At 51.7% G+C, this 24,033-nt stretch carries 25 protein-coding genes; 13 read left to right on the top strand and 12 right to left on the bottom strand.

All coding sequences use genetic code 11. The annotated features are described in order from the left end of the window. A complete protein-coding gene (gene moeB, locus SGBXF1_RS07565) occupies positions 1–756 on the top strand; it encodes a molybdopterin-synthase adenylyltransferase MoeB (protein WP_186428092.1) in 756 nt (251 codons plus the stop codon). Positions 757–844: 88 nt separating this feature from the next. On the opposite strand, the gene SGBXF1_RS07560 is transcribed toward moeB, so the two are convergent. Next, a complete protein-coding gene (locus SGBXF1_RS07560; RefSeq protein WP_073963419.1) occupies positions 845–2,437 on the bottom strand; it encodes an ABC-F family ATPase in 1,593 nt (530 codons plus the stop codon). Positions 2,438–2,620: 183 nt separating this feature from the next. Further along, entirely contained in the window at positions 2,621–3,430 is an 810-nt protein-coding gene (locus SGBXF1_RS07555; RefSeq protein ID WP_061807069.1) for an isocitrate lyase/PEP mutase family protein, read from the bottom strand. A gap of 91 nt (positions 3,431–3,521) precedes the next feature. Here SGBXF1_RS07555 and SGBXF1_RS07550 point away from each other — a divergent pair, with 91 nt between their 5' ends. Further along, positions 3,522–4,439, top strand: coding sequence for a LysR family transcriptional regulator (locus SGBXF1_RS07550; protein ID WP_061807068.1), 918 nt, complete (start codon positions 3,522–3,524; stop codon positions 4,437–4,439). 78 nt (positions 4,440–4,517) lie between these two features. Here the strand turns inward: SGBXF1_RS07550 and mchS3 are convergent, their stop codons facing one another. Beyond that, positions 4,518–4,934, bottom strand: coding sequence for an MchS3 family protein (gene mchS3, locus SGBXF1_RS07545; RefSeq protein WP_186428091.1), 417 nt, complete (start codon positions 4,932–4,934; stop codon positions 4,518–4,520). 24 nt (positions 4,935–4,958) lie between these two features. Then, complete coding sequence (gene cynR, locus SGBXF1_RS07540; protein WP_186428090.1) at positions 4,959–5,861, bottom strand: transcriptional regulator CynR; 903 nt, start codon at positions 5,859–5,861, stop codon at positions 4,959–4,961. Positions 5,862–5,975: 114 nt separating this feature from the next. Between cynR and SGBXF1_RS07535 the strand changes: the two genes are divergently transcribed. The 4 genes from SGBXF1_RS07535 to SGBXF1_RS07520 all read left to right on the top strand — a co-directional run bounded on the left by SGBXF1_RS07535 (position 5,976) and on the right by SGBXF1_RS07520 (position 8,184). Then, positions 5,976–6,629, top strand: a complete 654-nt coding sequence (locus tag SGBXF1_RS07535) for a carbonic anhydrase (protein ID WP_037424600.1) — start codon at positions 5,976–5,978, stop codon at positions 6,627–6,629. A gap of 21 nt (positions 6,630–6,650) precedes the next feature. Further along, positions 6,651–7,121 (top strand): cyanase, encoded by a 471-nt coding sequence (cynS, locus tag SGBXF1_RS07530; protein ID WP_186428089.1) that lies wholly within the window; start codon positions 6,651–6,653, stop codon positions 7,119–7,121. A gap of 236 nt (positions 7,122–7,357) precedes the next feature. Next, entirely contained in the window at positions 7,358–7,615 is a 258-nt protein-coding gene (locus SGBXF1_RS07525; RefSeq protein WP_012005965.1) for a YjhX family toxin, read from the top strand. A 62-nt stretch (positions 7,616–7,677) separates the two neighbouring features. Then, positions 7,678–8,184, top strand: coding sequence for a GNAT family N-acetyltransferase (locus tag SGBXF1_RS07520; protein WP_061807065.1), 507 nt, complete (start codon positions 7,678–7,680; stop codon positions 8,182–8,184). Positions 8,185–8,236: 52 nt separating this feature from the next. On the opposite strand, the gene SGBXF1_RS07515 is transcribed toward SGBXF1_RS07520, so the two are convergent. From SGBXF1_RS07515 to SGBXF1_RS07505, 3 genes are all read right to left on the bottom strand, one after another. Continuing rightward, on the bottom strand, positions 8,237–8,728 hold the full coding sequence (locus tag SGBXF1_RS07515; RefSeq protein ID WP_186428088.1) for a P-loop nucleotide/nucleoside kinase family protein: 492 nt from the start codon (positions 8,726–8,728) through the stop codon (positions 8,237–8,239). Positions 8,729–9,074: 346 nt separating this feature from the next. Next, positions 9,075–9,437, bottom strand: a complete 363-nt coding sequence (locus SGBXF1_RS07510) for an antibiotic biosynthesis monooxygenase family protein (RefSeq protein ID WP_130379830.1) — start codon at positions 9,435–9,437, stop codon at positions 9,075–9,077. Next, positions 9,434–10,501 (bottom strand): cytochrome P450 family protein, encoded by a 1,068-nt coding sequence (locus SGBXF1_RS07505; protein WP_186428087.1) that lies wholly within the window; start codon positions 10,499–10,501, stop codon positions 9,434–9,436. Before SGBXF1_RS07505 ends, SGBXF1_RS07510 begins: the two co-directional genes overlap by 4 nt. Before the next feature lie 81 nt (positions 10,502–10,582). On the opposite strand from SGBXF1_RS07505, the gene SGBXF1_RS07500 reads away from it, so the two are divergent. From SGBXF1_RS07500 to SGBXF1_RS07485, 4 genes are all read left to right on the top strand, one after another. Beyond that, on the top strand, positions 10,583–11,266 hold the full coding sequence (locus SGBXF1_RS07500) for an ArsR/SmtB family transcription factor (RefSeq protein ID WP_130379826.1): 684 nt from the start codon (positions 10,583–10,585) through the stop codon (positions 11,264–11,266). A 63-nt stretch (positions 11,267–11,329) separates the two neighbouring features. Then, positions 11,330–12,037 (top strand): glutathione S-transferase N-terminal domain-containing protein, encoded by a 708-nt coding sequence (locus SGBXF1_RS07495; RefSeq protein ID WP_186428086.1) that lies wholly within the window; start codon positions 11,330–11,332, stop codon positions 12,035–12,037. Between the two features lie 134 nt (positions 12,038–12,171). Continuing rightward, positions 12,172–13,599 (top strand): alkaline phosphatase, encoded by a 1,428-nt coding sequence (gene phoA, locus SGBXF1_RS07490; RefSeq protein ID WP_186428085.1) that lies wholly within the window; start codon positions 12,172–12,174, stop codon positions 13,597–13,599. Positions 13,600–13,822: 223 nt separating this feature from the next. Beyond that, positions 13,823–14,395: a GNAT family N-acetyltransferase gene (locus tag SGBXF1_RS07485; protein ID WP_186428084.1), complete on the top strand. Its 573-nt coding sequence runs from the start codon at positions 13,823–13,825 to the stop codon at positions 14,393–14,395. Here the strand turns inward: SGBXF1_RS07485 and SGBXF1_RS07480 are convergent. After that, positions 14,392–15,018: a TetR/AcrR family transcriptional regulator gene (locus tag SGBXF1_RS07480; protein ID WP_238321011.1), complete on the bottom strand. Its 627-nt coding sequence runs from the start codon at positions 15,016–15,018 to the stop codon at positions 14,392–14,394. The genes SGBXF1_RS07485 and SGBXF1_RS07480 overlap by 4 nt on opposite strands. A 93-nt stretch (positions 15,019–15,111) precedes the next feature. Between SGBXF1_RS07480 and SGBXF1_RS07475 the strand changes: the two genes are divergently transcribed. From SGBXF1_RS07475 to SGBXF1_RS07465, 3 genes are all read left to right on the top strand, one after another. Further along, positions 15,112–15,951, top strand: coding sequence for an NmrA family NAD(P)-binding protein (locus tag SGBXF1_RS07475; protein ID WP_186428083.1), 840 nt, complete (start codon positions 15,112–15,114; stop codon positions 15,949–15,951). A 558-nt stretch (positions 15,952–16,509) separates the two neighbouring features. Continuing rightward, positions 16,510–18,087: a malate dehydrogenase (quinone) gene (gene mqo, locus SGBXF1_RS07470; protein ID WP_037424576.1), complete on the top strand. Its 1,578-nt coding sequence runs from the start codon at positions 16,510–16,512 to the stop codon at positions 18,085–18,087. 201 nt (positions 18,088–18,288) lie between these two features. Then, the gene (locus SGBXF1_RS07465; RefSeq protein ID WP_061807057.1) at positions 18,289–18,744 is read left to right on the top strand and encodes a helix-turn-helix domain-containing protein; all 456 of its coding nucleotides are present in this window, start codon (positions 18,289–18,291) and stop codon (positions 18,742–18,744) included. Between the two features lie 86 nt (positions 18,745–18,830). On the opposite strand, the gene SGBXF1_RS07460 is transcribed toward SGBXF1_RS07465, so the two are convergent. From SGBXF1_RS07460 to SGBXF1_RS07445, 4 genes are read right to left on the bottom strand one after another with little or no spacing between them, the layout of a single operon-like run. Then, positions 18,831–19,904, bottom strand: a complete 1,074-nt coding sequence (locus tag SGBXF1_RS07460; RefSeq protein WP_061807056.1) for a fimbrial protein — start codon at positions 19,902–19,904, stop codon at positions 18,831–18,833. Between the two features lie 8 nt (positions 19,905–19,912). Further along, positions 19,913–22,507 (bottom strand): fimbria/pilus outer membrane usher protein, encoded by a 2,595-nt coding sequence (locus tag SGBXF1_RS07455; RefSeq protein WP_037424570.1) that lies wholly within the window; start codon positions 22,505–22,507, stop codon positions 19,913–19,915. A 12-nt stretch (positions 22,508–22,519) separates the two neighbouring features. Continuing rightward, positions 22,520–23,206 carry a fimbrial biogenesis chaperone gene (locus tag SGBXF1_RS07450; protein ID WP_037424568.1) on the bottom strand — a complete coding sequence of 229 codons (687 nt, stop codon included), beginning with the start codon at positions 23,204–23,206 and terminating at the stop codon, positions 22,520–22,522. Positions 23,207–23,255: 49 nt separating this feature from the next. Continuing rightward, positions 23,256–23,795, bottom strand: coding sequence for a fimbrial protein (locus SGBXF1_RS07445; protein WP_037424566.1), 540 nt, complete (start codon positions 23,793–23,795; stop codon positions 23,256–23,258). Between the last annotated feature and the right edge of the window lie 238 nt (positions 23,796–24,033).

Raw genomic sequence — 24,033 nt, 5'->3', positions numbered from 1 at the left:
ATGCTGCCGGAATTAACCGATGCCGAAGCACTCCGCTATAACCGCCAAATTATCCTGCGTGGCTTCGACTTCGACGGCCAAGAGAAACTGAAATCCGCACGGGTGCTGATTGTCGGCCTCGGTGGGTTAGGTTGCGCCGCCGCCCCCTATCTGGCTGCGGCGGGCGTGGGTCACCTGACGTTGGTTGATTTCGACACCGTTTCGCTCTCCAACCTGCAACGCCAGATTCTGCATCGCGATGCGCGCATCGGCATGGCAAAAGTGGAATCTGCCCGCATCGAATTAAGCGGGATCAATCCCCATGTCCACATTGATACACTTGATGGGCAACTGGACGATGAACAGATGGCGGCGCAGATTACCGCCTGTGATTTGGTGCTGGATTGCACAGACAACGTGGCGACACGCGACTTGCTGAACCGTCTGTGTCATGCACAACGCACACCGTTAGTATCCGGTGCGGCGATCCGCATGGAGGGGCAACTCAGTGTCTTTACCTATCAACCTGACGAACCTTGTTACCGCTGCCTGAGCCGATTATTCGGTGATAACGCGTTAACCTGCGTTGAAGCCGGAGTGATGGCACCGCTGGTCGGCACGATTGGCACCTTACAGGCCATGGAAGCCATCAAGCTACTGACACAATACGGTCAGCCCCTCACCGGTAAACTACTTATGTTTGATGCCATGACCATGCAGTTCCGCGAAATGAAACTGCCGAAGAATCCGCAGTGCGAGGTGTGTGGCGGAGAATAGCAGACACAAAAAAGGCGGGAATATTCCCGCCTTAGATTATCACTGGTTATCTTCTTTGGGCGCAGCATGCAGCGCCCCTACCTGAGAGTTATACGATACCCTGGCTACGCAGATAGTCTTCGTAGTTGCCGGTAAAGTCGATCACCTTGGTCGGTGTCATTTCCAGTACGCGGGTTGCCAGCGAGCTAACGAATTCGCGATCGTGGGAAACGAAGATCAAGGTGCCTTCATACATTTCCAACGCCATGTTCAGCGACTCGATGGATTCCATGTCCAGGTGGTTCGTCGGTTCATCCATAATCAGGATGTTAGGGCGCTGCATCATCAGCTTACCGAACAACATGCGGCCTTTCTCACCACCAGACAACACCTTCACTTTCTTCTTGATATCGTCCTGGCTGAACAGCAAACGACCCAGCACGCTACGCACCGCTTGCTCGTCGTCTTTTTCCTGTTTCCACTGGCTCATCCAGTCAAACACCGTCAGGGTGTCATCGAACTCGTATTCGTGATCCTGCGCGTAGTAACCGATCTTGGCGTTTTCAGACCATTTCACGCTGCCGCTGTCCGGCTGTGAATCGCCAACCAACGTTTTCAGCAAGGTAGACTTACCAATACCGTTCGGACCCAATACCGCGACTTTTTCGCCGACTTCAACCATCAGGTTAAGCTTGCTGAACAGTGGACCGTTGTCGAAGCCTTTGGTCAATGCTTCGACTTCCAACGCGTTACGGAACAGTTTCTTGTCCTGATCGAAACGGATGAACGGGTTCTGACGGCTTGACGCCTTCACTTCTTCCAGCTGGATTTTGTCTATCTGGCGGGCACGTGAGGTTGCTTGTTTTGATTTGGAGGCGTTGGCGCTAAAGCGGCTCACGAACGATTGCAGTTCGTTAATCTGTGCCTTTTTCTTCGCGTTATCCGCCATCAGACGTTCACGCGACTGAGTCGCTGCCGTCATGTATTCGTCGTAGTTGCCTGGATAGACACGCAGTTCGCCGTAATCCAGATCCGCCATGTGAGTACACACCATGTTCAGGAAGTGACGGTCGTGCGAAATGATAACCATGGTGCTGTTACGTTCGTTCAGCACCTGCTCCAGCCAACGAATAGTATCGATGTCCAGGTTGTTCGTCGGTTCATCGAGTAGCAGGATTTCCGGATCGGAGAACAGCGCCTGTGCCAGCAATACACGCAGCTTGAAACCCGGTGCAATTTCGCTCATTGGGCCGTAATGCTGTTCAACCGGAATGCCTACACCGAGCAACAGTTCGCCGGCACGCGCTTCGGCAGTGTAACCGTCCATTTCGCCGTAAGCCACTTCCAGATCGGCCACTTTATAGCCGTCTTCTTCGCTCATTTCGGCCATCGCGTAAATACGGTCACGCTCTTCTTTCACTGCCCACAGTTCATGGTGGCCCATGATAACGGTGTCCAGCACGCTGTATTGCTCAAAAGCGAACTGATCCTGACGCAGTTTACCCAGACGCTCGTTCGGGTCGAGGAACACGTTGCCGCCGCTCGGTACCAGATCGCCACCCAGGATTTTCATAAAGGTGGATTTACCGCAGCCGTTGGCCCCGATCAAACCATAACGGTTACCGCCGCCAAACTTGACGGAGATGTTTTCAAACAGCGGCTTACTGCCAAACTGCATAGTGATGTTGTTAGTGCTTAACACAGCGCTCGCTCTTCATATCATTGGGAATGTGATTTGGCGCGCATTATGCCATAACGGGGATAAGAGATCGCGGGAAGTTTCGGTGACAATTTGAGCAAAGATGCGGCGGTGGTGGAAGCCAGGCAAGCAGATTGTTTGCCAGAACGGTCGGATGCGGTAACCCCCACCCGACAGACAAGCGGGTTAATCCGGAAAATGACCGTTGATATCCGCATAAGATGCCGCATCTGTGAATAACGGCTCTGAGTTGCCGTCAGCCAAAAAGCCCGCGGCTAATTTGATAGTGCTTGCCCACAGCGTTTGCGGGATCCATGAACCAACACTCACTCGCCGAACGCCAAGTTCAGCCAGCCTGTCGGCGGGCAGAAGACCAGGCCAGGTGATTACGTTGAGTAACAGATCAGTATTGCCGGCAATCTGACGGATCGCTTCCGGATCTGTCACCCCCAGAACGAACAGACCGTCGGCTCCGGCGTCGCGATAAAGTTTTGCTCGCAACAGCGTCTCATCCATCCGCTTGGCGGCAGAAGTCAGATTACGCGCATAAACATCCGTTCGGGCATTAATATACAGTTTGACGCCCAAGCGTTCCGCCACACTACGCGCCTGACTAATTTTTTCGCACAGTATTTGCGGGGAGCCTGCACCATCCTGAATATTGATGCCAACCGCACCAACATCAATAAAGCGGGCTACTACATTTTCGAAGCTATGTTCATGCGTGGCATAGCCGCCTTCAATGTCGACACTGAGCGGCACTTTAATCACCCGGGCTATTGCCGCTATGCTCGCCAGATGGGGTTCCAACGGCAACTGATCCCCGTCGCGGTAGCCAAGTGACCAGGCAACACCGGCGCTGGTAGTCGCGATCGCCGCCGCACCGAGGCTTTCAATCAACAATGCACTGCCGGCATCCCAGGCATTGGGCAGACGCAAGGGATGTCGCTGGCGGTGTAAATTGGCAAAAATGGTGGCGTTACTGTTGAGGTCCATAAAATTCTCCCAAGAAAAAACGCATTCTAACCATCGTCAATCTGGATGATAATAGCCGCGAATTTCAGATATTCATTCCTCAGGAGAACGAATGGAAGAACCTTCCCTGCATCTGGTGAAAGTCTTTGTCACTGTGGCGGAACACCAAAGCTTCGCCAAGGCGGCACAAAGGCTCAATATGACCCCTTCGGCGATTAGTCGCCTGGTCAAAAAACTTGAGCTGCAGGTTGATATGCTGCTGATCAATCGCACCACTCGGGCCATGTCGCTGACCGATGCCGGCCAGCGTTACTTCACCGATTGCAGTGCCGCACTTGAGCAATTGCACATAGCATATGAACGTATGCGCGATGAGCAAAACCAGCCTCGGGGAACACTGCGGGTTAGTACTTCTCTGTCCTTTGGTCGCCTTCACGTCGCGCCGCACCTGTCAGCCTTTATGATGCACTATCCCAAATTACGGATAGACCTGCTGATGACTGACCGTTATGTCGACATAGTCGCAGAACACGTAGCCGTGGCAATCCGTATCGGCCGCCTGCCAGACTCGAGCCTTGTAGCACGCAAGTTGCTCAATAATCGGCGCATTCTTGTTGCCGCGCCGAACTACCTGCAGCAGCGTGGTATACCGGAAACCCTGAAGGAGTTGCAATGGCACGAGTGTCTGGTTTCTACCGCGAGCCACGACGGTGATAATTGGCGCCTGTTTGGCCCTGAAGGCGAAACCCTTTTTCGCCCCAAGGGCAGGATGCGTGCAGACAACAGTGATGCAGTTAAACAGTTTTGTCTCGATGGACAAGGTATCGCGTTTCATTCCGCAGCTACCATGGCCGACGCCATCAGTTTGGGTCAGTTGGTGCAGGTGTTGCCGCAATGGACGGGTAGAGAGACAGGGGTTTATTCCGTTTATCCACCGGGGCCTGTGGGGCCAGCGGCTCGGGCGTTGGTCGAATTTCTTAGCCACCGCTGGCAGCAGGAACCTTGTTTGCAAAGCGCCATAATTAGGTGACAGAACCGGATACCGCCAACCCGGTATTATCCATCTGGCGGGGAATCCTGTGCCAATGTGCTTTCTGGACTAACGAAATCACCAGCAGCCATGTTTTAAGATACTGAAATAAACATCTTTAAACTTTTCTGTCCTTAAAACATCCCCTTTCAATACCGAAACCGGTTTATCCCATTCTTGGGTAAAATCGGCTTCGCCGTCGTTGTTATTTAGCTTTTTTAAGCCACAGGCGGCATAAAGTTTCGCTTCTGGCGTTGCCTGCGGTTTTTTGGCAATACGCAAGAAAATGGCTCCCGCATCCTGATAGGTCAGGATTTTTATTAACTCGGTTTCGCCAACGCTGCCAATGCCAACAAACCCATTCATTCCCAAAGAGAAATTGCTGACTTTGGATAAAACATTTTCTGTCTCTTCACTGCTTTGCTCAGCGGTGTAAGCGTTGAGGGAACAGAAAGAAACAACAAGCAAAGTCACAACGCGAAAAATCATTTTCATAAAAGTCTCCCTATTCAACCGGTTTTATACCGGGTTGGAATGTGCCAACATCAAATCCTGCTGATGCAAAACAGTCACAAATGCCCGCAATGCCGCACTGCGGTACGCGTCTTTCCGTTGCAACAATACCGCCCGACGAGCAGGCATCGTGCTATTCAACGGCACTGAGCGCAACTGCGGATTTGCCTGGGAAATCGCCGCGGGTAACACAGTGGCGAGCTGACCGCGGCGTACAATTTCAACGATAGCGCCAATAGCATTGGCCTCAACGGCCACCTGTGGCCGGATACCCTGCTGGCGGCAATAACTGTCGATAAACTGGCGGGTCGCGAAATCCTCGCTCAGCAACGCAAGGGGTTGCCGGCCAAACTCTTCCGCCGTCAAAGGGTGTTGCTGTTGGGCCAGGGGGTGGTTCACACCCACCATCATCTCCAAGGACTCACTAAATAGGTCTTCAGCCGTAATATCCGTCGATTGTGCCTGGCCGAAAGCTATGCCCAGATCCAGTCGGTCCTCCGCCAACAACGCCTCGATTCTGTCCTGCGTCAACTCTTGAATACTCAACGATATCCCCGGATGGCGCTGATAAAAAGCATCAATAACCGGACCAACCAAATAGGCAGTAAACGTTGGTGTCATCGCTAACCGTAGGCAGCCACGTTCCAATGTCGCCACATCGTGAATTGCCCGCGTTCCCGCTTCCAGATCTTGCAATGCCAGTCGGGCATAACGCATCCAGGCAACGCCAGCGTCGGTCAAACGCACCGCACGGCCACTGCGATCAAACAGGGGTGTGCCAAGTTGCTCTTCCAACTGTTTGATTTGCTGCGATAACGTCGGTTGTGAGACATGCAAGGCTTCGGCCGCGCGGGTGAAATTGCCCTGCTCGGCTACAGCAAGAAAATAACGGATATGTCGTAACAACATAGCGCACCTACTATTAGTAATTCCTATGACTATCATTATAAATGGGTCTTAGACCCTATAGCTAGCACAGCGCAAGATACATCCATCGCTTAACAGCAACCCGATGGAGAAATTATGAAAGAAGTGATCGAGGGTTTTCTGAAGTTCCAGCGCGAAGCATTCGTCGAACGTACGGCATTGTTCCAGCAATTGGCTACTCAACAAAGCCCACGCACCCTGTTTATCTCATGTTCTGACAGCCGTCTGGTGCCAGAACTGATTACCCAGCGAGAACCTGGCGACCTGTTTGTGATCCGTAATGCCGGCAATATTGTGCCTTCATTTGGTCCAGAGCCCGGTGGCGTCTGCGCATCGGTGGAATATGCCGTCTCTGCACTCGAAGTGGAAGATATCGTGATCTGCGGGCATTCCGACTGTGGTGCGATGACTGCGATTGCTACTTGCCAGTGCCTGGATCATATGCCAACCGTGGCTAACTGGCTGCGCTATGCCGATTCCGCCAAGGCGGTAAATCAGGCGTATCAGCACATATCCAAGGAGGAGCGCGTCAGTTCGATGGTACGTGAAAACGTCATCGCACAGTTGACCAATATTAAAACCCATCCGTCCGTTGCCCTGGCGCTTGAACAAGGGCGATTGAAACTGCACGGCTGGGTTTATGACATCGCCAGCGGTTGCATTGAAGCGCTGGACGGTGAAACCCGTCGTTTTATTCCACTGGCCACTAATCCTGATGTCACGGCAACCCCTGCCGTACCACGTTTTTAATTTCATTATTAAGGAGACAATATGACACAGTCACTGCATCACTCATCTTCACGCGAAGCCTTAACCGACATCATTATGAACGCTAAGATCCGCAAAAATCTGACCTTCGAAGCGATTAATGAAGGTACTGGCCTGAGTTTGGCGTTTGTCACCGCGGCACTGCTGGGCCAGCATCCGCTACCAGAACAAGCTGCCCGCGTTGTTGCCGCTAAGCTTGATCTGGACGAAGACGCCGTGCGTCTGCTGCAAACCATTCCGCTACGCGGCAGCATCCCTGGCGGTGTACCGACCGATCCGACCATTTATCGCTTTTACGAAATGGTGCAAATTTACGGTTCCACGCTGAAAGCACTGGTACATGAGCAGTTTGGCGACGGCATTATCAGCGCGATTAACTTCAAACTGGATATCAAAAAAGTGCCGGATCCGGACGGTGGCGAACGCGCGGTGATCACCCTGGACGGTAAATACCTGCCGACCAAGCCTTTCTGATAGCCCATTGCCGATGGCCTCAACACCATCGGCAAATTGACAACCCAATCACCTTTGGCTAAATTAACTGCGCTTTAACGCCTTTCTGGCGTTTATCACTACCCGAGGCCTGTATGTTGGAGATTGTAGTCACCCGATAGTCATTTCCTTGCCGTTTTGGCAGGGGGATTCTGACGTATCTGACACGCATTTGCGTGGGGATACGCGTATCTGGGTTTACTGCAGGATTTTCCAACATGAACATTTCCAAAGCGGAACAACGCGTGCTGCACGTGTTGGCCAAAGGCGGCTATATCGCATTCACCCGTGATGACGCGGGTCGTGTGACCCACGTTCAATGCTTAACCCGCGAAGGGTTAGGCCTGGCCGATTGTTCTCTGGCCGTCTTCACCAAGCTCAAAACCAAGCGCCTGATCCTTTCCCGCCAGGGACGCCCTTATCGCGTCACTATCGACGGGCTTAAGGCCGTACGCGCGCAATTGGATAACCGCTAATCATTTTTATCGGCCGGGCGTATGCTTCGGCCGGTTTCACACGTATTTATTTGGATACCACTATGACTTTTATTATCCGTCATGAAACATCGACCGACATCCGAGCCATCGAAGCCCTGACCACGGCAGCATTTATGGATGCAGAACACAGTAGTCATACCGAGCAGTTTATCGTCAACGCGTTGCGCCGTGCCGGTGCACTTTCTCTGTCTTTGGTTGCCGAGCAGCATGGCCGACTGATTGGTCACGCTTCCTTATCACCGGTAACAGTCAGCGACGGCGCACAAGGCTGGTACGGGCTGGCACCGGTTTCGGTGTTACCGGAGAAGCAAAATCAAGGCGTAGGCAGTGAGTTGATCCGTCAGTTACTGGCCCAACTTCGCGATATCGGCGGTGCAGGCTGTGTGGTACTGGGCAACCCTGATTACTATGGACGCTTTGGTTTCAAGGCACAGGACGGCCTGATATTACCGGGTATCCCAGCAGAATATTTCCAGGTAATTGCATTCGACGGCACGCTACCTGGTGGTGAGGTCGCTTTCCACTCTGCGTTTGACGCAACGGCATAATCATAATATTGAAGAAGGCAGTGCCTAATTAGGCCTGCCTTCGCTCCGGTTCTCAGGCATATCGGGCAATGGACAAACGCTCTTCTTCAGTGGGAACAACAAAGTACTGAGTGAGCAGATCAAATGCCTCTTCGGTTAACACAAAGGGATGATCACCTCGCTCATTTCTGATTTTTATCCGGTCCTTACACTGCGTATCGCTAACATCCAAAAAATGCAGGCAATGCTCAACACCAGCTTGCTCGGCTAATTGCCGTGCCCACAGCCGTCGATCCGGCGTATTCATTGGGAAATCCAGCACCACCGACAGCCCATTACGCAGCAGTTGCACAATATGCTCACTCAATGCCTGGCGTAGCCGGGCTGAATAGCGAACGTAGTCTTGCAGAGTCTCCATCTGTTGTTCATACAGCGTTGCCAGCCAACTGTCTTCAACCAGCAACAATGTATGGGGCTGTTGTGCGAGGCTATTGGCCAATGTTGACTTGCCGGAACCGGCTTTACCACACATCAAGTGCAAAACTGCGGGGGGATGATTCTCCATAACTTCCTCCTGAGGATATTGCCAGTCGGAGGACGTTTTTGCCCCGCCTGACTGGCGGGGTTTCGCTTAAAACAGACGCGCTATCCCACCACTCTGAGAATGGTGATAATAATCTGCGCGAATGAAAAAAGGCTTCTGTTCATCCGTTATCAATAAGATAAAAGGATAAGGCTGTCAACGGCCAACTGAAACGCGCTAAGCGCACCGGGTTTCACGAAGAAATCGGCAAACAGCCTTGCTCTATGCTGAGCATCGTGCAAGCTGAGGTACTGGGGTATAGGTGTAAACTACGCTGGCACGATGAACGTCGACAGCCAAGCCAAATAATGGCGCCCTGATAGCCCACTCAGGCGGTTTTTTCTGAACCGACGTGATAGCCGCGACTGTCCTGAGGGGCCTGTTCTCGCTGATCCAGACCATAGTCGCGCACCACTTCGGCCACCCGCAGGCGATAGTGCGCCAACACGTCATGGCGGCCACGTGCCTGTGCAGCTCGGTGCTGTTCGATGTTCCGCCACTGTTGAACTGCGGCCTCATCCCGCCAGAAGGAAAGCGACAGCAACCGCTGCGGATCGGCCAGACTTTGAAAACGTTCAATGGAAATAAACCCGTCAATCTCCGCCAGAAGCGGCTTCAACTCAGCAGCCAAATTAAGATAGGTTTCACGCTGCCCATCGGCAGCCTGTAATTCAAAAATAACGGCAATCATAATGCGCTCCTGCCAGAGGTAAATTCAGGTACTCGTGCGTTTTGCGAAGACCGCCAATGGACGTTGTTCAACATCTGTAGATCAATACTCAATCCGGATAAATGTTCAATGCCGCACTGCGCGATAATTTCCGCCCAATCTGCTCCTGGACAACGATGTGCGCCCTCACCAAAAGCAAAACTTTCACCCCCTGCGCACAACAATACCAAGACGCTCTGTCCAGCCAATATCGGGCATCCCGCAACTCGCGTATCCCTGAGCGCAAAACGACGGGTGTTCTGAATCGAGGGAGTGTCGGACAGGACTTGCGCAATCAGTTCCTGCGCGTTCCCCGGTTGGCTCCGCATCAGCAGCAATGCCTGTCCGATCAAGCCGGCAGTTCCTTCACATGCCTGAAACATCAACCCAATGGCATTGGACATGACTACCTGACCGTCAATACCTTGTGTCATGCATGTCTGCTGTAAACCTAACCATAACGGCCCACTACATTCTGCCAGATGTACTGACAGGCGCCGCCCGGCCAAGATCCCACGTTCAACCTGTTGTTCACTGCCACCCGGCGCAATGCAACGAGAAAAATCCAGTATGTCATCGACTAACGCCGGCCAAGCCTCCGCAGGGGCGCCCAGAAGCGCGGCAATAACACAAACCGGTAGCGCATAGTTGAAACGGGTAATTTGAAGTGCGTCTGACGGTGGGGAAGGCATTAATTTTTGCGCTACGTCCCATGCGGTTTGCTGGATCAGCGTGGCATCAAACGTAGCTAACGTTTGCTGGATGGCCACTTTCAGTTTGAGATGTTGTTCACCATCCTGCATGCGTACCAGCGCACCAAAAATAGGCTGCGCTGGTGTGTTTAATAAAGCGGCGGGGATGGGTTCATGTGCAGGACGCACCCCAAAGTCGGCATTGTGCAGCACGTCTCGCACTGCTACCGGGGAAGCCACAACCCAACTATTCAAACTCGACTGAAACGCCATCGGTGCCATCTGTAAATAATCCGCAAGTGGATCATCAGCCGTGACGGCAGAGATGGCACGGGTATAAGGACAAACTGTCATGTTGTTCTCCATCAGGCTAAGCCAGTGTGAGGACATATCCTAGCGCTAGACTGACAGCCATACTTCGCCTAAGCTCGAAGTATGAATAACATCGATATTGAAGATCGCCTGGCGGCGCTGACCGCCGCAATTGCCGACCGCACCCGGGCACGCATGCTGTGCCTGCTGATGGATGGACGCGCCTATACCGCAACCGAGCTCAGCGCTGCGGTTGAGGTGGCGGCCTCTACCGCCAGCGGGCATCTGGCTCGCTTGCTGGAACAGCGATTGATCGTATGTATCAAACAGGGGCGCTATCGCTATTTCCGCCTGACCGGACCGGCTGTGGCGGCTGCGCTGGAAACGCTGATGGCGCTGGCCGGTGTCGAAAAGCCTATCGTAAAAAGCAGTACCCCAACATCCCTACAGTTCGCCCGTACCTGTTATGACCATATGGCGGGTGAAATCGCGGTAAAACTGCATGACCGTTTGCACCAGTTACGCTGGCTGGAGGGCGACGAAAATTACCGGCTAAGTGATATGGGCCGTACGGCTTTAACTCAGTTGGGCGTTGACTGTTCTGCGGCTCTTTCGCGACGACGATTCGCCTGCAGCTGTCTGGACTGGAGCGAACGTAAAGCTCACCTTGGTGGTGCACTTGGCGCGGCGCTGCTCAATACATTTATCGAACGCAGTTGGATCCGACGCCAACTCGATAGTCGCGAGTTGCAACTCACCCCCACCGGTAAAAAAGTACTGAAAGCACATTTTGATATCACGCTTTAACCCTGCGCCGCGTTAGCTTTGCTGCAATACTGAGAAAGCACACCGTCAACCCGAGGACTCTTCATGATCGATCAAACCCAATTCCCGATCGTCAAACGCTGGCCCGCCCAGCATCCGGAAAGGCTGCAACTTTACTCTCTGCCGACGCCCAACGGCGTAAAGGTTTCCATCATGTTGGAAGAGATAGGTCTGCCTTATGAGCCGCACCTGATCGATATCGGCAAGAACGAAACCTGGACACCAGAGTTTCTGTCGCTGAATCCGAACGGCAAAATCCCGTCGATCATCGATCCCGATGGCCCTGATGGCAAACCACTGGCCCTGTTTGAATCCGGTGCCATCCTGTTATATCTGGCGGAAAAAACCGGGAAATTTCTACCACAGGATCCCGCCCGACGTTATGAAACTATCCAGTGGGTATTTTTCCAGATGGCGGCGGTCGGCCCAATGTTTGGTCAGCTCGGTTTCTTCCACAAATTCGCCGGTCGTGAATATGAGGATAAACGCCCATTAGAACGCTATAAAAATGAATCCAAACGCCTGCTCGGCGTGCTGGAAAGCCGACTTGAAGGCCGCGATTGGATCATGGGCCAAGATTACACCATCGCTGACATTTCACTTCTGGGTTGGGTGCGTAATCTGATCGGCTTCTACGAAGCCCGCGAGCTGGTTGAGTTCGACAGCTTCCCTCGCGTGGGACAATGGCTGGAACGCGGCCAGGCACGTCCAGCAGTGCAGCGTGGTTTGAATATTCCCGCCCGTAACGCGTAGTTTATTGCCTGGGATAGCCGCCCGGTTATCCCATTCTCACAACCGTCATAAAAATGTCACACCCCTGCACTACTCTCCCTGCGTAACAAATTGATGCTATTTATGTTGTTATATTACGACAAGGAGCTTTCCCCATGCAGCAATCCGTTTCCCTGATCGCCGGTGCCGTATTATCCGCCTTATTATGTTCCACCGCCTTCGCCGATGACACTTCTGTCAATACCGCAAGCCTTTCCGAACGTGCAGCACGCGGCGACATCGTCGAACCCGGCGGCGCACGCCGACTGAACGGCGATCAAACCGCTGCGCTAAAAGCGTCACTGTCTAACAAAACAGCCAAAAACGTGATTTTGCTGATCGGCGATGGCATGGGCGATTCGGAAATTACTTCGGCACGTAACTATGCCGAAGGTGCCGGCGGTTATTTTAAGGGTATCGATGCCCTGCCGCTGACCGGCCAATACACCCATTACTCGCTCGATAAAAAAACCCATAAGCCAGATTATGTTACCGACTCCGCCGCCTCAGCGACTGCATGGTCAAGCGGCGTTAAAACCTATAACGGTGCACTCGGCGTCGACGTCAATGGTAAAGACCAGCCGACACTGTTAGAGATCGCCAAAGCTGCGGGTAAAGCCACCGGTAACGTCTCCACTGCCGAGCTGCAGGATGCGACGCCGGCAGCACAAATTTCTCACGTCACCTCGCGTAAATGCTACGGCCCGGAAGAGACCAGTGAAAAATGTGCAACCAACGCGCTGGAAAACGGCGGTCGCGGTTCCATCACTGAGCAGTTACTCAAAGCCCGCGCTGACGTCACATTGGGTGGGGGTGCCAAATCCTTTAATCAGCTAGCGAAAAGCGGTGAATGGCAAGGAAAATCGCTGAAAGACCAAGCAACTGCTCTCGGTTATCAGTGGGTCGAAAACCTTGATGCCCTGAACGCCGTCAGCGTGGCTAATCAGCAAAAACCGCTGTTGGGGCTGTTTGCCGCAGGTAATATGCCGGTTCGCTGGCAAGGGCCAAAAGCCACTTACCACGGCAATATCGACAAACCTGCGGTAACCTGCGAGAACAATCCGACACGCACTGCGGATATCCCAACGCTGGCAGCCATGACTGAAAAAGCAATCGACCTGCTGAAAACCAATCAAAACGGTTTCTTCTTGCAGGTTGAAGGGGCATCGATCGACAAGCAGGATCATGCCGCCAACCCATGCGGTCAATTTGGTGAAACTGTCGATTTGGATGAAGCAGTACAGAAAGCGCTGGAATTCGCCCGTGCCGATGGCAATACCCTGGTGATCGTCACCGCTGACCATGCCCACTCCAGCCAGATTATCGCTGCCGATGCCAAGGCGCCTGGTCTGACGCAAATGCTGACCACCAAAGATGGTGCACCAATGACCATCAGCTACGGTAATTCAGAAGAAGATTCTCAGGGACACACCGGCACACAATTACGGGTTGCTGCCTACGGCCCGCATGCCGCCAACGTGGTTGGACTGACCGATCAAACTGATCTGTTCTATACCATGCGTGACGCTATGGCGATTAAGTAAGTTAATAGCCAGAAATCCAAACGCTGTTCATCGCCTGGTGCTCCAGGGATGAATAGCGTTTTTACCCTTTATAAACAGCAGGCAACTGCTATATTGAAGAACGCTTTCACTTTCGAGAAAGGCTCTTCATGGCGTTACTGCGTTTATTTATGCTAGTCAGTTTATTGTTTCCCAGCCTGTTAAAAAAACCAGTATGAGCCGGCCAAAAAATAAGGACCAGCTTTTGAATTTGATTACTTTGCCCTTCGCTACTGAACGCTTGCAACTACGCCGCTTTACGCCTGCCGATCTCGATGCCTATGCAACTTACCATCGCTTGCCAGAGGTCTATCGTTATCTGTACGCACCAACACCCAACGACATGCAACTCACTGACTTGCTTACCGAAGCGGTAGCTTCGCGTTTCAGCAAAGACGGCGACGTTTTTTATTGTGCCGTCACTTTGAAAGACAGTGGCGATCTGATCGGTGAAGTCCTGTTAAAGCTGGCTAATCGCGCCGCGTTACAAGGGGAGATCGGCTATATCTTCAACCCAGCCTACGCGGGTAAGGGCTATGCCATTGAGGCAGTGCGGTCAGTCCTGGAACGTGGGTTTAGCCAAGTGGGTTTTCACCGCATTTTTGCCCGTCTCGATGCCGCTAATCGCGGGTCGATCGGCGTGGTTGAACGTTTGGGTATGCGTAAAGAAGCGCACCTGCGACAAAATGATCGCTTCAACGGCGAATGGGGCGATGAGCTGATTTATGCAATGCTGAATGAAGAGTGGAATCAGGCATTGGCACAAGACAACCTTTAGGCATCTGCCAGCATCTTTGCTGCCATCTGTTTATAACTCGCCACCAAATCACGGCCCTCATCTGGGCCGGTACTCACCGCCAGCCGCATTGTGGCTTCCCCCAAATGCATCAGCAAGAAGGCCGCATTTTCAACCGATGCGGGATCCGCTTGCGGCCGCAGCCGACGTATTGCCGCTGCCAGCAATGCGCCGTTCAGCCGGCTTTCCGTCACTTCCTCTTCACGCAGGGTTTTGTTGGCCTGAGTCGCCGCCCAGATATCCCGCATGACCGGCTCAGCCATAAACAACGCATAATATTCATCGATCAGGCAGTTAAATGCTTCGATTAACTGGGGTAACGTCTGGACCTGAACGAGCCCCTGTTCAATACATTCACGCGCTTCTTGGTTATAGCGTTGTGCCAACACGCGGACGATCGCCGTTTTATCCGGGAAATACTGATACAGCGCCCCGATAGAAATACCGGCATTCTGCGCCACTTCACTCATACGCATCGTATCGCTGCCCTGCGCGGCTATCAGTGCCGTCGCACAGTCAAGAATCAATTTTACCTTTTCCCGGCTACGCGTTTGGCTGGGTTTACGCCGCAGTGCGGGCGATTTTTTTTGCTTATCATTCATCATGCGTCGTCCTTTGAACAAAAACTGCCTTGACAATAATACGAGGGTTTATCATATTTACAAAACATGAGTAATACTCACATTTGGAGCGACACCATGAACAACAACCAAAACGAGTCACCAATTCTGGTTTTAGGCGCTACCGGGAAAACTGGCAGCCGTGTGGCAACACGGTTACAACAGCTGGGGATCCCCGTACGGGCCGGGCATCGTAGTGCAACTCTTCCTTTTGACTGGCAAAATAACACCACCTGGCAACCGGCCTTACAAGGTGTGAAAAAGCTGTACCTCAGTTTCCAACCCGATCTTGCCGTACCCGGCGCCATCGATACCGTGGAGCGCTTTTGTCGGCAGGCGGTAAACAGCGGTGTGCAAAAAATTGTGCTGCTTAGTGGCCGCGGTGAAAACGAAGCCCACCAAGCGGAAGACGTGGTTAAAAACAGCGGTGTGGATTGGACGGTGTTGCGCGCCAGTTGGTTTATGCAAAACTTCAGTGAGAGTTTTATTCTCGACGACCTGTTAAATGGCCAGGTCTATTTGCCACCTGGCGAGATCCCCGAACCCTTTATTGATGCAGAAGATATCGCCGACGCTGCTGTCGCGGCCCTCACCCAGCCTGGTCACAGCAATACGCTGTATGAGTTGAGCGGCCCGCGTTTGATGACCTTTGCACAGGCTGTTGGCGAAATAGCCCTTGCCAGCGGGCATGAGATTCACTACCAGCAAGTGCCTGTCGCAGATTACGTCGGTTACCTGCGAGAAGCGCAACTGCCGGCGGAAATGGTCACGCTACTGGAATATCTATTTAGCACGGTACTGGACGGACGCAACGCTTCCGTGACCGAAGGCATTCAGCAGAGTCTGGGGCGTGCGCCGCGTGATTTCAGTGCCTATATTGCTGACACTCTCAACAGCGGCGTGTGGCAACCGCGTTAGCCTACTCATGGCCGGCATGTAGAGCGGCCATTTTCTTTTTGTTACCGAAAGCCGATTGTCATTATTCCATAAATATTGTGTGATAACGGAATATCGTTTAAATCAGCGACAATTAAACCCTGCAAATATAGCGGTTATATTTAGATAAAAATAATAAATGAATTATTCCTGCCTTTAATCCGCTTTTTTTAATTACAAAAGTAGTTTTTAACAATATTGCAAACAATAATATCCCCTCAGTAACCAGAGTTGAACAACCTGTCCCCAGACAGCCTGTAATAATCTACTTTTCGTTAAAAAAACGATTAACAAAAAGACATTATCACTGCGACTCGGTTTTGCCGGGCGGGTTAGTTTTACTTATTTCCAGGGTAGCTCCCGATAAATTCTTTCACCTGCAATGAGTAGAATTTATACCCTATGAATTTCAAGTTGCGGCCAGGCGCCCAGCTCGCTCATCTCCAGGCGCTTACTTCAGTAAGTAACTGGGGTGAGCGAGTGTAGGTAACAACGCGCAACTTGAAAGGCGACGGGTATACACACAAGAGATTTGATTAAATGAAAAAATTACTCGTCCTGATTTTCTGTCTGAACCTGTTTGGCGTCACGCAACAGGCCGCAGCAGAAGAGAATAAGACCGTTGATGTGGTACTGATTGGCGGCGGCATCATGAGCGCCACGCTGGGGACTTACCTGCATGAGTTGGAGCCAAACTGGTCCATCGACATGTACGAACGCATGAACGGCGTGGCAGAAGAGAGCTCCAACGGCTGGAATAACGCCGGGACAGGCCACTCAGCTTTCGCTGAAATGAATTACACCCCAGAGAAAAAAGATGGCACCATTGATATCAGCAAAGCCGTGGTGGTGAACGAGTCTTTTGAAATCTCTCGTCAATTCTGGTCTTATCAGGTGAAAAACAATGTCCTGAAAGATCCAAAATCCTTTATTAACAGCGTGCCACACATGAGCTTTGTTTGGGGTGACGATAACGTCAACTTCCTGCGCAAACGCTATGCGGCGCTGCAACATAGCACCCTGTTCCGTGGTATGGAGTACTCAGAAGACGCCAACCAAATTAAACAGTGGGCACCACTGGTGATGGACGGTCGCGATCCGAAGCAAAAAATTGCTGCGACCCGCATGCCACTGGGTACCGACGTCAACTTTGGCGTGATCACCCATCAATTGGTGGATACGCTGACCAAAAATCCAAACTTCAAGCTGAACCTGAGCCATGAAGTGCGTGATATCAAACGTAACGCTGACAACACCTGGCGCGTAACCGTGGCCGACTTGAACCGCGACGGTAAAGAAACCACCGTTAACGCCAAGTTCGTGTTTATCGGCGCAGGTGGTGCTTCACTGACGCTGCTGCAGAAAACCGGCATTCCTGAAGCCGAAGGTTACGGCGCCTTCCCGGTCGGCGGTCAGTTCCTGGTTACCACCAACCCGGAAATTGCTAACCAGCATTTGGCCAAGGTTTATGGCCTGGCCAGCGTAGGTTCACCACCGATGTCGGTTCCACACCTGGATACCCGCATGCTGGATGGCAAACGCGTCCTGCTGTTCGGGCCATTCGCCACTTTCTCCGGCAAGTTCCTGAAAAACGGTTCACTGTTTGATCTGCTGCATTCCCTGAGCACCTCCAACCTGATGCCAATGACTCACGTCGGTCTGGATAACTTCGACCTGGTGAAATATCTGGTGGGTCAGTTGATGATGAACGACGACGACCGTTTCGCTGCGCTAAAAGAGTATTTCCCTGAAGCCAAACAGGCGGACTGGAAGCTGTGGACTGCCGGCCAACGTGTACAAATCATCAAGAAAGATGATGAAAAAGGCGGCCTGCTGCAGTTCGGTACTGAAGTGGTCAGCGCTAAAGATGGCAGCATTGCCGCCCTGCTGGGTGCATCACCGGGCGCATCTACTGCCGCACCGATCATGCTGCATCTGATGGAAACCGTGTTCAAAGATAAAGTGGCGACACCGGAATGGCAGAGCAAGCTGAAAGAAATCATTCCGTCCTACGGCCACAAGCTGAACGGCGATATTGAAATGACCAACAAGATCCGCGGCTACACCAGCAGCGTGTTGCAGTTGGACTATATCGAAGTGAAGCCGGAAACAAACTGATACCCGTTTCCCCCTTATCTCAAGGCCGCCTCGTGCGGCCTTTTTTATTCCCCCGCCACTGCAAGAGCACTTTTCGCTACCTTTCGCACCCCAGTTAACACTTGCGTAACCCGAATGCGCAGCCTATTATCAAAGAACTAGCTTGGATAATTACTTTACCTACTGTGACCTGAATGTCGTACCCGCGGGAGAACTTAAACAATGGATCGCGTTAATATCATTCATGATTTGCTGGACTGGATTGAAACTCATCTTGATCAGCCGCTGTTGTTAGACAACGTGGCGGCCAAGTCAGGCTACTCCAAGTGGCACTTACAAAGGATGTTCCGCACCACCACCGGGCATGCGTTGGGCAGCTATATCCGCGAACGCCGTCTGTCGCAGGCCGCGCAGGCGCTGCGTTCAAGTCCTCGCCCCATTCTCGATATCGCCCTGCAATATCATTTCGATTCCCAACCGTCATTTTCACGCGCATTTAAAAAACAATTTGGCAAAACACCGGCGGTATATCGCCGCACGACCCGCTGGGATGTCGCAGAGATGACCCCACAGCCGATAGAACCACTGAACGGGCATCGCCATGAGTCACCGGGGGTGCATCTGTGGTATGCGGGTAAATGTCTGGATGGTAAATGTGGTAATTGGATGGGCCAATAAGGCATCAATAGAATGGCAAAATGCCACCCCTTTTAAGCACCATGTTGGTGTTTTAATAGCGGTGGCATTATTTACTGCAGCGACATTTATTTGAACGTGACGTCTACGTTAGCCGTCGCGTTGAATACCCCTGGTGTCGGCGTATTCGTCAGCCATTTCAGGTTAGCAATAAAGGTTTCAGACACTTCGTTCTGCTTATCCTGTAATACACCACCAAAGTCTACGTTGGTCTGTAAAGGGATCGGCTTCTTATTAGTATCACGCTGCTGGGTCAAAAAGATCGCTACACCTGGTTTGGTTGTAGGCAAAATCTGCGTGTTATCTGAAGGATCCGAGTTGGTGCTGCTAAAACTTGCCTGCAATGACTGTCCTGCGCACTCCCCCCCCGTCAAGGTAGCTTTGATATCAAAGGGTACCTGTTTAGCGACGGTCCCCGTTTTGGCGCTGGTAGTGCTCAATACACCAAAATCAACACTGGCGCCGTTATTCGCCAGCACGCTGATCTGCGGGTTACACTGAATCACGCGGATCTTGTCCAGTCCTTTGATGTAGGCGTTAAAGTTACTGTCTTTGGTAGCATTCAGGCCCAGTTCACCGTCAATCTGGAACAATGAAGCACGCGCCAATGGCGCAAAATTACCCGCTGGTGGTTTAACCCCGGTGGCTTTAATGTATACCGAGTAACTCGCTGTTACTGCCTGAGGAGCCGCCTTGTTTCTACCATTGGTACGCACGGTACCCGGGCCGAGGTCAGGGCCGGTTGGCCGATTAGAACTCTGCTTGAGGTTGATCGCGTCATAGTCACGTCCGTTGATCGAAACCCCAATTTCCAGTGATTTGTCCAACCCACCGAAGGCGTTTTGCGGATTCCAGTAGATATAGGCGTGTTCCCCCTGCGGGTAACCATCGGTATCCCAGCAGGTAAAGGTGGACGTGAAGGGCTGCGAACGCCAGATCAAATTGCCTTTAACAAAGTCACTGGCGGCCAGCACGATCGGGCGACCAACGTCGATATCCTGCGTGACGCTGCCGGTTGGCCGGCTGGAACTGGTTGAGTTACCGAAGCGGCATTGCATTGCCGCTGCTTGCTGTGCCATTGCCAACCCTGCCAACCCCACCAGTGACAGAAGTGTATTTCGTCCGAATTTGCTTAAGTTCATGGTGCACCTTAGAGTTTTTGGCATTGCAGGGTCAGTTCCTGATATCCCATAGCAGCTTGTTGATTACCCACACTGGCTGGAATCTGCAGTACGCACTGCTGATCGGCTTTCGGGCCCCATTTAATCGTCAGTTTTTCACCCGGTTTTACACCGGAAACATAAGTGTCGCCATTGAGACCCACAGTACCGCTGTTCCGGCCATCTTCATTAAACACGCCAGCACCAATCGCTGGGAAGTTATCTTCCCCAAGGCGTGCATGAATCAACAAGCTGACCCCTTTGAAGGTATCAAAGGTAACTTTCACCACTGATTTTTCTGTCGGAACCACTTGCTTACTGGCGATCGGCACATCCAGTCCTGGCCCAAAGTCTTCGGTACGCAAAGCAACATAGTTGTAGCGATACGGGTTAGCCGATGGCACCACTGCATAACCGAAACGGTCGATCGTCACACCCGGTTGGTTTTCCAGGCGTACGCCTTTGGCGTCTTTGGCTTCTACCAGCAAAATTGTGTTCTGCAATGGTTGCGTTAAGGTTGCACCACCAGAGTGCACCAACAGACCACCGGACAGGCCAAGTCCAGCTTGGCGATAGTTATTGCTATAAGCGTAACTACCGTCGATATTACCGATGCTACTGCTGTAACCCAGGTTCAGGTTGCTATTCTGTCCCGAAGACTGCGTATGCCCAGTAGACACCGAGTAGTTCATACGACGATCGTCCAGCATGGTTCCACTGATACCAGTGGAATAGCTGTCGCCACTCTGTTTACTGTGCGCTGCACTGAAGTTGGCAGTGGTCGAATTATTGTTCTGACCCCAATCCAGCGGTACCGAAACGGTGAAGTTTACGCTGCGATCGGAATAACCATATTGACCACGGGTATCTTGCAGATACACGCCGTAGGAAATACGTTTGTAGCCATCGTTATAGCCCATCTGAATGGTGCGATCGTTACCGGAAACGCCCCAGTAGTTCTGATGGCTAACGTTGGCATATAAACTGGCACCAGCCCACAATTGTTGGCTGAGCGACAATTCAACACGTTCACGTTTGTTACCATAGCGAGCAGTGTAACGCGTTCGCTTCTGGTTATTGCTCCAGGATGGCTGTCCCGGCTGCAAATCATTCGGATCCCAGTAATCATTCGCGTAAACACCATTGCGCCAGCGATTACGCTCTTCAACTGCGTCGCTGAGATCGTAATAGCCCGAAGTGGCATAGCGATAGCCCGCCAGTTGGAAGTTGGTTCCCATCTGGTTAAGCGATTTGGAATATAGGAAGCGGAAGCTCTGGCCTTGTTTACGATCACCATTAGCCAGTTCAGTATCTGAAATAGAACCGTCAACCGACACTGCACCCCATGACCCCAGGCTTTTACCTACGCCCAAAGCAGCGGAGCGATAGTGCTCAGCCATAACCACCCCGCCAAAAGGCGTCAGGCCATAGTTCAAACCACGTGCCAACGTACCCTGGATCAAATTAGGCTGATAGCCACCATTGCCATTGTGATACTTACCGGCCGTCAGTTGGAAGTTCCAAATGCCTTCACGCAGCATATTTGCCACGGATGAATAGGCTACGCTGAAGGTTTTATGGGAACCATCGGCTTCATTCACGGTAACAATCAAGTCGCCGTTGTTAGTATGCGGATAAACATCGTGGATCTCAAAAGGACCCGGCGCCACGTTAGTACTGTAAATGACGTAACCGTTTTGGCGGATCTCTACGCGAGCATTGGTTGCCGCTATGCCGCGAACCACTGGCGCATAACCGCGCAAGCTGTCAGGCAGCATGTCGTCTACACTGGAGAGCTGAACACCACGGAACTGAAAACTGTTAAACACATTGTTATTAGTACTGGCCTGACCCATGATCAAACGGCTGCGCCATGGCGCAATGTCAGTTTCCGCCCAAGACGAGAGGTTAGTCCAGTTTGCACCGCTGCCGCTTTGCTTATCCAACGTGGAGTTATTGCGCAAGCGCCATCTTCCCACGTTGAGGCCACTGTTCAGTGACAGGAAAGTATATTCACTGTCATCTGCGTCATCGCGGCGATAGCTGTTCTTGTTGTAATTGAAAGTATAGTTGGCGAACAGGGCATTAATGCCTTCATCGTACATGCTCGATGGAATTGCACCTACAGCGCTCAAATCCATCATGGTCTGTGGTACAGAAATATTAATTTGCTGCACCCCTGCATCATAACTAACAGTGGCGTCTTTAATCACCGCAGGTAAATCAACACAGCTGCCTGCGGGCAGGGTTTCCGGCAGTTTAATACCGTAATTCAGCAGGTCTTCAACTTTAAGGCAAGGCTGAGACGCAGCCTGCCCTTTTTCCTGACGAAAAGTAACATCTTTATGATCGACTTGGGTCAAGTTGACATAGATATCAAATGGATAGACGCCCGGTTGCAAAGCATCACCCTGAGCCACAGCTTCGGCGTTACTCAAGTTTTCATTGCCGTGTACAAACGACATGTTAAATTCTGCCAGCGCTGCTTCACTCCATAACATCGGCGCGGCGGCGGCGATGATTGCAATCCGGATCAACTGTGTCAGCCGTGTCGTTCCGCATGCTACTTTTCGTTGATGTGCCATTCCCTGTCTCTCTTATTGTACTGGAACGTCCTTGACTTCCGTTCTACCGCCAAAATCATTGATATAACTGAACGAAATTTTATTACTCACGCTGACGCCTGCTGGGATGTTGATCGCAAGGCGATCACCTGGACTCACCATGTTGGCATCCACATCCACGGTCTTACCTGCGCTATTTTTCAAATGTAGCGCCCCAAAGGTAATATGCAGAGGGCCATCGTTAATCACCTGTAAACGCGAACCTTCACGCTGCCAGCGTAATTTTTGCACTTGCTCGTCCAGCGTCGTTTTCAACGCCACCGGTCGATAAAAAAGTTTAATTCGAGTACGCACTGCAACCTGAAGCACATTCGCCTGCTTCGGTGCGGGTGGTATTTCCTGCACGTTAATCCACAGCAAAGTTTCTTTATCTTGTGGAAGACCAGTGCCGGAATAAATAAAGCGTAAAATAGCGGTTTTTGTCGCATCCAGTTTCAGGATCGGTGGAACGACTACAATGGGCAGATTTTTCGGCACCTGATTTCTATCGCCAGTATCCAACCAGGTTTGCACCATATAAGCTTCAGCAGCATCATTATGAATCGGCAACGAGGCTGATTTATCTGAGCCTTTATAGATTACCCGGGTGGCATCTACCTGGATCCCGGCGTAGCTGCTAAAAGTGCCCAGCATCAGCAGAGCAGCAAAGAACTTTTTCATCGGTTTCCTCTACGGGCCATCCTTGGCCGTTTATGTCCTAAAAGATCAATTATTTGTATTCGATGGTGAACGGGCTGGTGGCGTTTGCCAGACCAGCGGTCACACCAGCGAATGAACGGTAGCGAGCCTGCAGGTTGAAGGTCGCGGTACCGGCAGCATCAACGCTCACTTTAGCTACGTCGTCATTGATGTTGCTGCCATCGCCGATAGCGAAAGGCTTGCCATTGTTGTCGGTAATTTCGATACCAACACCGGTAGCCGCTGTACCAGTGCCGCCAACGTTGCTTACAGACAGCAGGTCAGGGTTGCCAGCAACGGTGTTACCGTCGAAACGCAGGCTGTAATCGCCAGCATCACATTTTTCCAGAGAGATCTGGAAAGCTTTAGATGCAGACTTATCACCAACATTTTGGAATGCAGAAGTAGGATAAGTACCCAAATAAACTTCTTTATTTTGAGTATCGCTAGTTACCTGGCAGGTAGACTGTTTGATTTCACCGGTGAATTTAACAGTGCCGTTCGCAGCCATTGCGTTAGAAGCAGTTACAGACAATACCAGCGCAGCCAAAGGCAATAATACTTTTTTCATTTCCAGCTCCATAGAAAAACAATAAAATAATCGATTCAGTGACAGACGAATATATTAATCCCCGGCACTGAGCATACACTCAGCGATAGCACTCCTTGCTTAAAAGGAGTGTTGCCTCGATGAACCCATTGCCGGACGAAATATAGACCAACGGCATTCTTATTGTTAAATCGTTTAAAACATTCATAACCCCCCTCTTGATAGGAATAAACTATCAACAAATACCTATCGATCGATG

This window comes from Serratia grimesii, assembly GCF_900186025.1.
GTDB lineage: Bacteria > Pseudomonadota > Gammaproteobacteria > Enterobacterales > Enterobacteriaceae > Serratia > Serratia grimesii.
This window is presented reverse-complemented; position numbering and strand designations above follow the sequence as displayed.

What these genes read in the sequence shown, in the direction of transcription:
- moeB (WP_186428092.1), top strand. Translation starts at nt 1, where the DNA reads ATGCTGCCGGAATTAACCGATGCCGAAGCACTCCGCTATAACCGCCAA.
- SGBXF1_RS07555 (WP_061807069.1), bottom strand. Translation starts at nt 3,430, where the DNA reads ATGGACCTCAACAGTAACGCCACCATTTTTGCCAATTTACACCGCCAG.
- SGBXF1_RS07550 (WP_061807068.1), top strand. Translation starts at nt 3,522, where the DNA reads ATGGAAGAACCTTCCCTGCATCTGGTGAAAGTCTTTGTCACTGTGGCG.
- mchS3 (WP_186428091.1), bottom strand. Translation starts at nt 4,934, where the DNA reads ATGAAAATGATTTTTCGCGTTGTGACTTTGCTTGTTGTTTCTTTCTGT.
- cynR (WP_186428090.1), bottom strand. Translation starts at nt 5,861, where the DNA reads ATGTTGTTACGACATATCCGTTATTTTCTTGCTGTAGCCGAGCAGGGC.
- SGBXF1_RS07535 (WP_037424600.1), top strand. Translation starts at nt 5,976, where the DNA reads ATGAAAGAAGTGATCGAGGGTTTTCTGAAGTTCCAGCGCGAAGCATTC.
- cynS (WP_186428089.1), top strand. Translation starts at nt 6,651, where the DNA reads ATGACACAGTCACTGCATCACTCATCTTCACGCGAAGCCTTAACCGAC.
- SGBXF1_RS07525 (WP_012005965.1), top strand. Translation starts at nt 7,358, where the DNA reads ATGAACATTTCCAAAGCGGAACAACGCGTGCTGCACGTGTTGGCCAAA.
- SGBXF1_RS07520 (WP_061807065.1), top strand. Translation starts at nt 7,678, where the DNA reads ATGACTTTTATTATCCGTCATGAAACATCGACCGACATCCGAGCCATC.
- SGBXF1_RS07515 (WP_186428088.1), bottom strand. Translation starts at nt 8,728, where the DNA reads ATGGAGAATCATCCCCCCGCAGTTTTGCACTTGATGTGTGGTAAAGCC.
- SGBXF1_RS07510 (WP_130379830.1), bottom strand. Translation starts at nt 9,437, where the DNA reads ATGATTGCCGTTATTTTTGAATTACAGGCTGCCGATGGGCAGCGTGAA.
- SGBXF1_RS07505 (WP_186428087.1), bottom strand. Translation starts at nt 10,501, where the DNA reads ATGACAGTTTGTCCTTATACCCGTGCCATCTCTGCCGTCACGGCTGAT.
- SGBXF1_RS07500 (WP_130379826.1), top strand. Translation starts at nt 10,583, where the DNA reads ATGAATAACATCGATATTGAAGATCGCCTGGCGGCGCTGACCGCCGCA.
- SGBXF1_RS07495 (WP_186428086.1), top strand. Translation starts at nt 11,330, where the DNA reads ATGATCGATCAAACCCAATTCCCGATCGTCAAACGCTGGCCCGCCCAG.
- phoA (WP_186428085.1), top strand. Translation starts at nt 12,172, where the DNA reads ATGCAGCAATCCGTTTCCCTGATCGCCGGTGCCGTATTATCCGCCTTA.
- SGBXF1_RS07480 (WP_238321011.1), bottom strand. Translation starts at nt 15,018, where the DNA reads ATGATGAATGATAAGCAAAAAAAATCGCCCGCACTGCGGCGTAAACCC.
- SGBXF1_RS07475 (WP_186428083.1), top strand. Translation starts at nt 15,112, where the DNA reads ATGAACAACAACCAAAACGAGTCACCAATTCTGGTTTTAGGCGCTACC.
- mqo (WP_037424576.1), top strand. Translation starts at nt 16,510, where the DNA reads ATGAAAAAATTACTCGTCCTGATTTTCTGTCTGAACCTGTTTGGCGTC.
- SGBXF1_RS07465 (WP_061807057.1), top strand. Translation starts at nt 18,289, where the DNA reads ATGGATCGCGTTAATATCATTCATGATTTGCTGGACTGGATTGAAACT.
- SGBXF1_RS07460 (WP_061807056.1), bottom strand. Translation starts at nt 19,904, where the DNA reads ATGAACTTAAGCAAATTCGGACGAAATACACTTCTGTCACTGGTGGGG.
- SGBXF1_RS07455 (WP_037424570.1), bottom strand. Translation starts at nt 22,507, where the DNA reads ATGGCACATCAACGAAAAGTAGCATGCGGAACGACACGGCTGACACAG.
- SGBXF1_RS07450 (WP_037424568.1), bottom strand. Translation starts at nt 23,206, where the DNA reads ATGAAAAAGTTCTTTGCTGCTCTGCTGATGCTGGGCACTTTTAGCAGC.
- SGBXF1_RS07445 (WP_037424566.1), bottom strand. Translation starts at nt 23,795, where the DNA reads ATGAAAAAAGTATTATTGCCTTTGGCTGCGCTGGTATTGTCTGTAACT.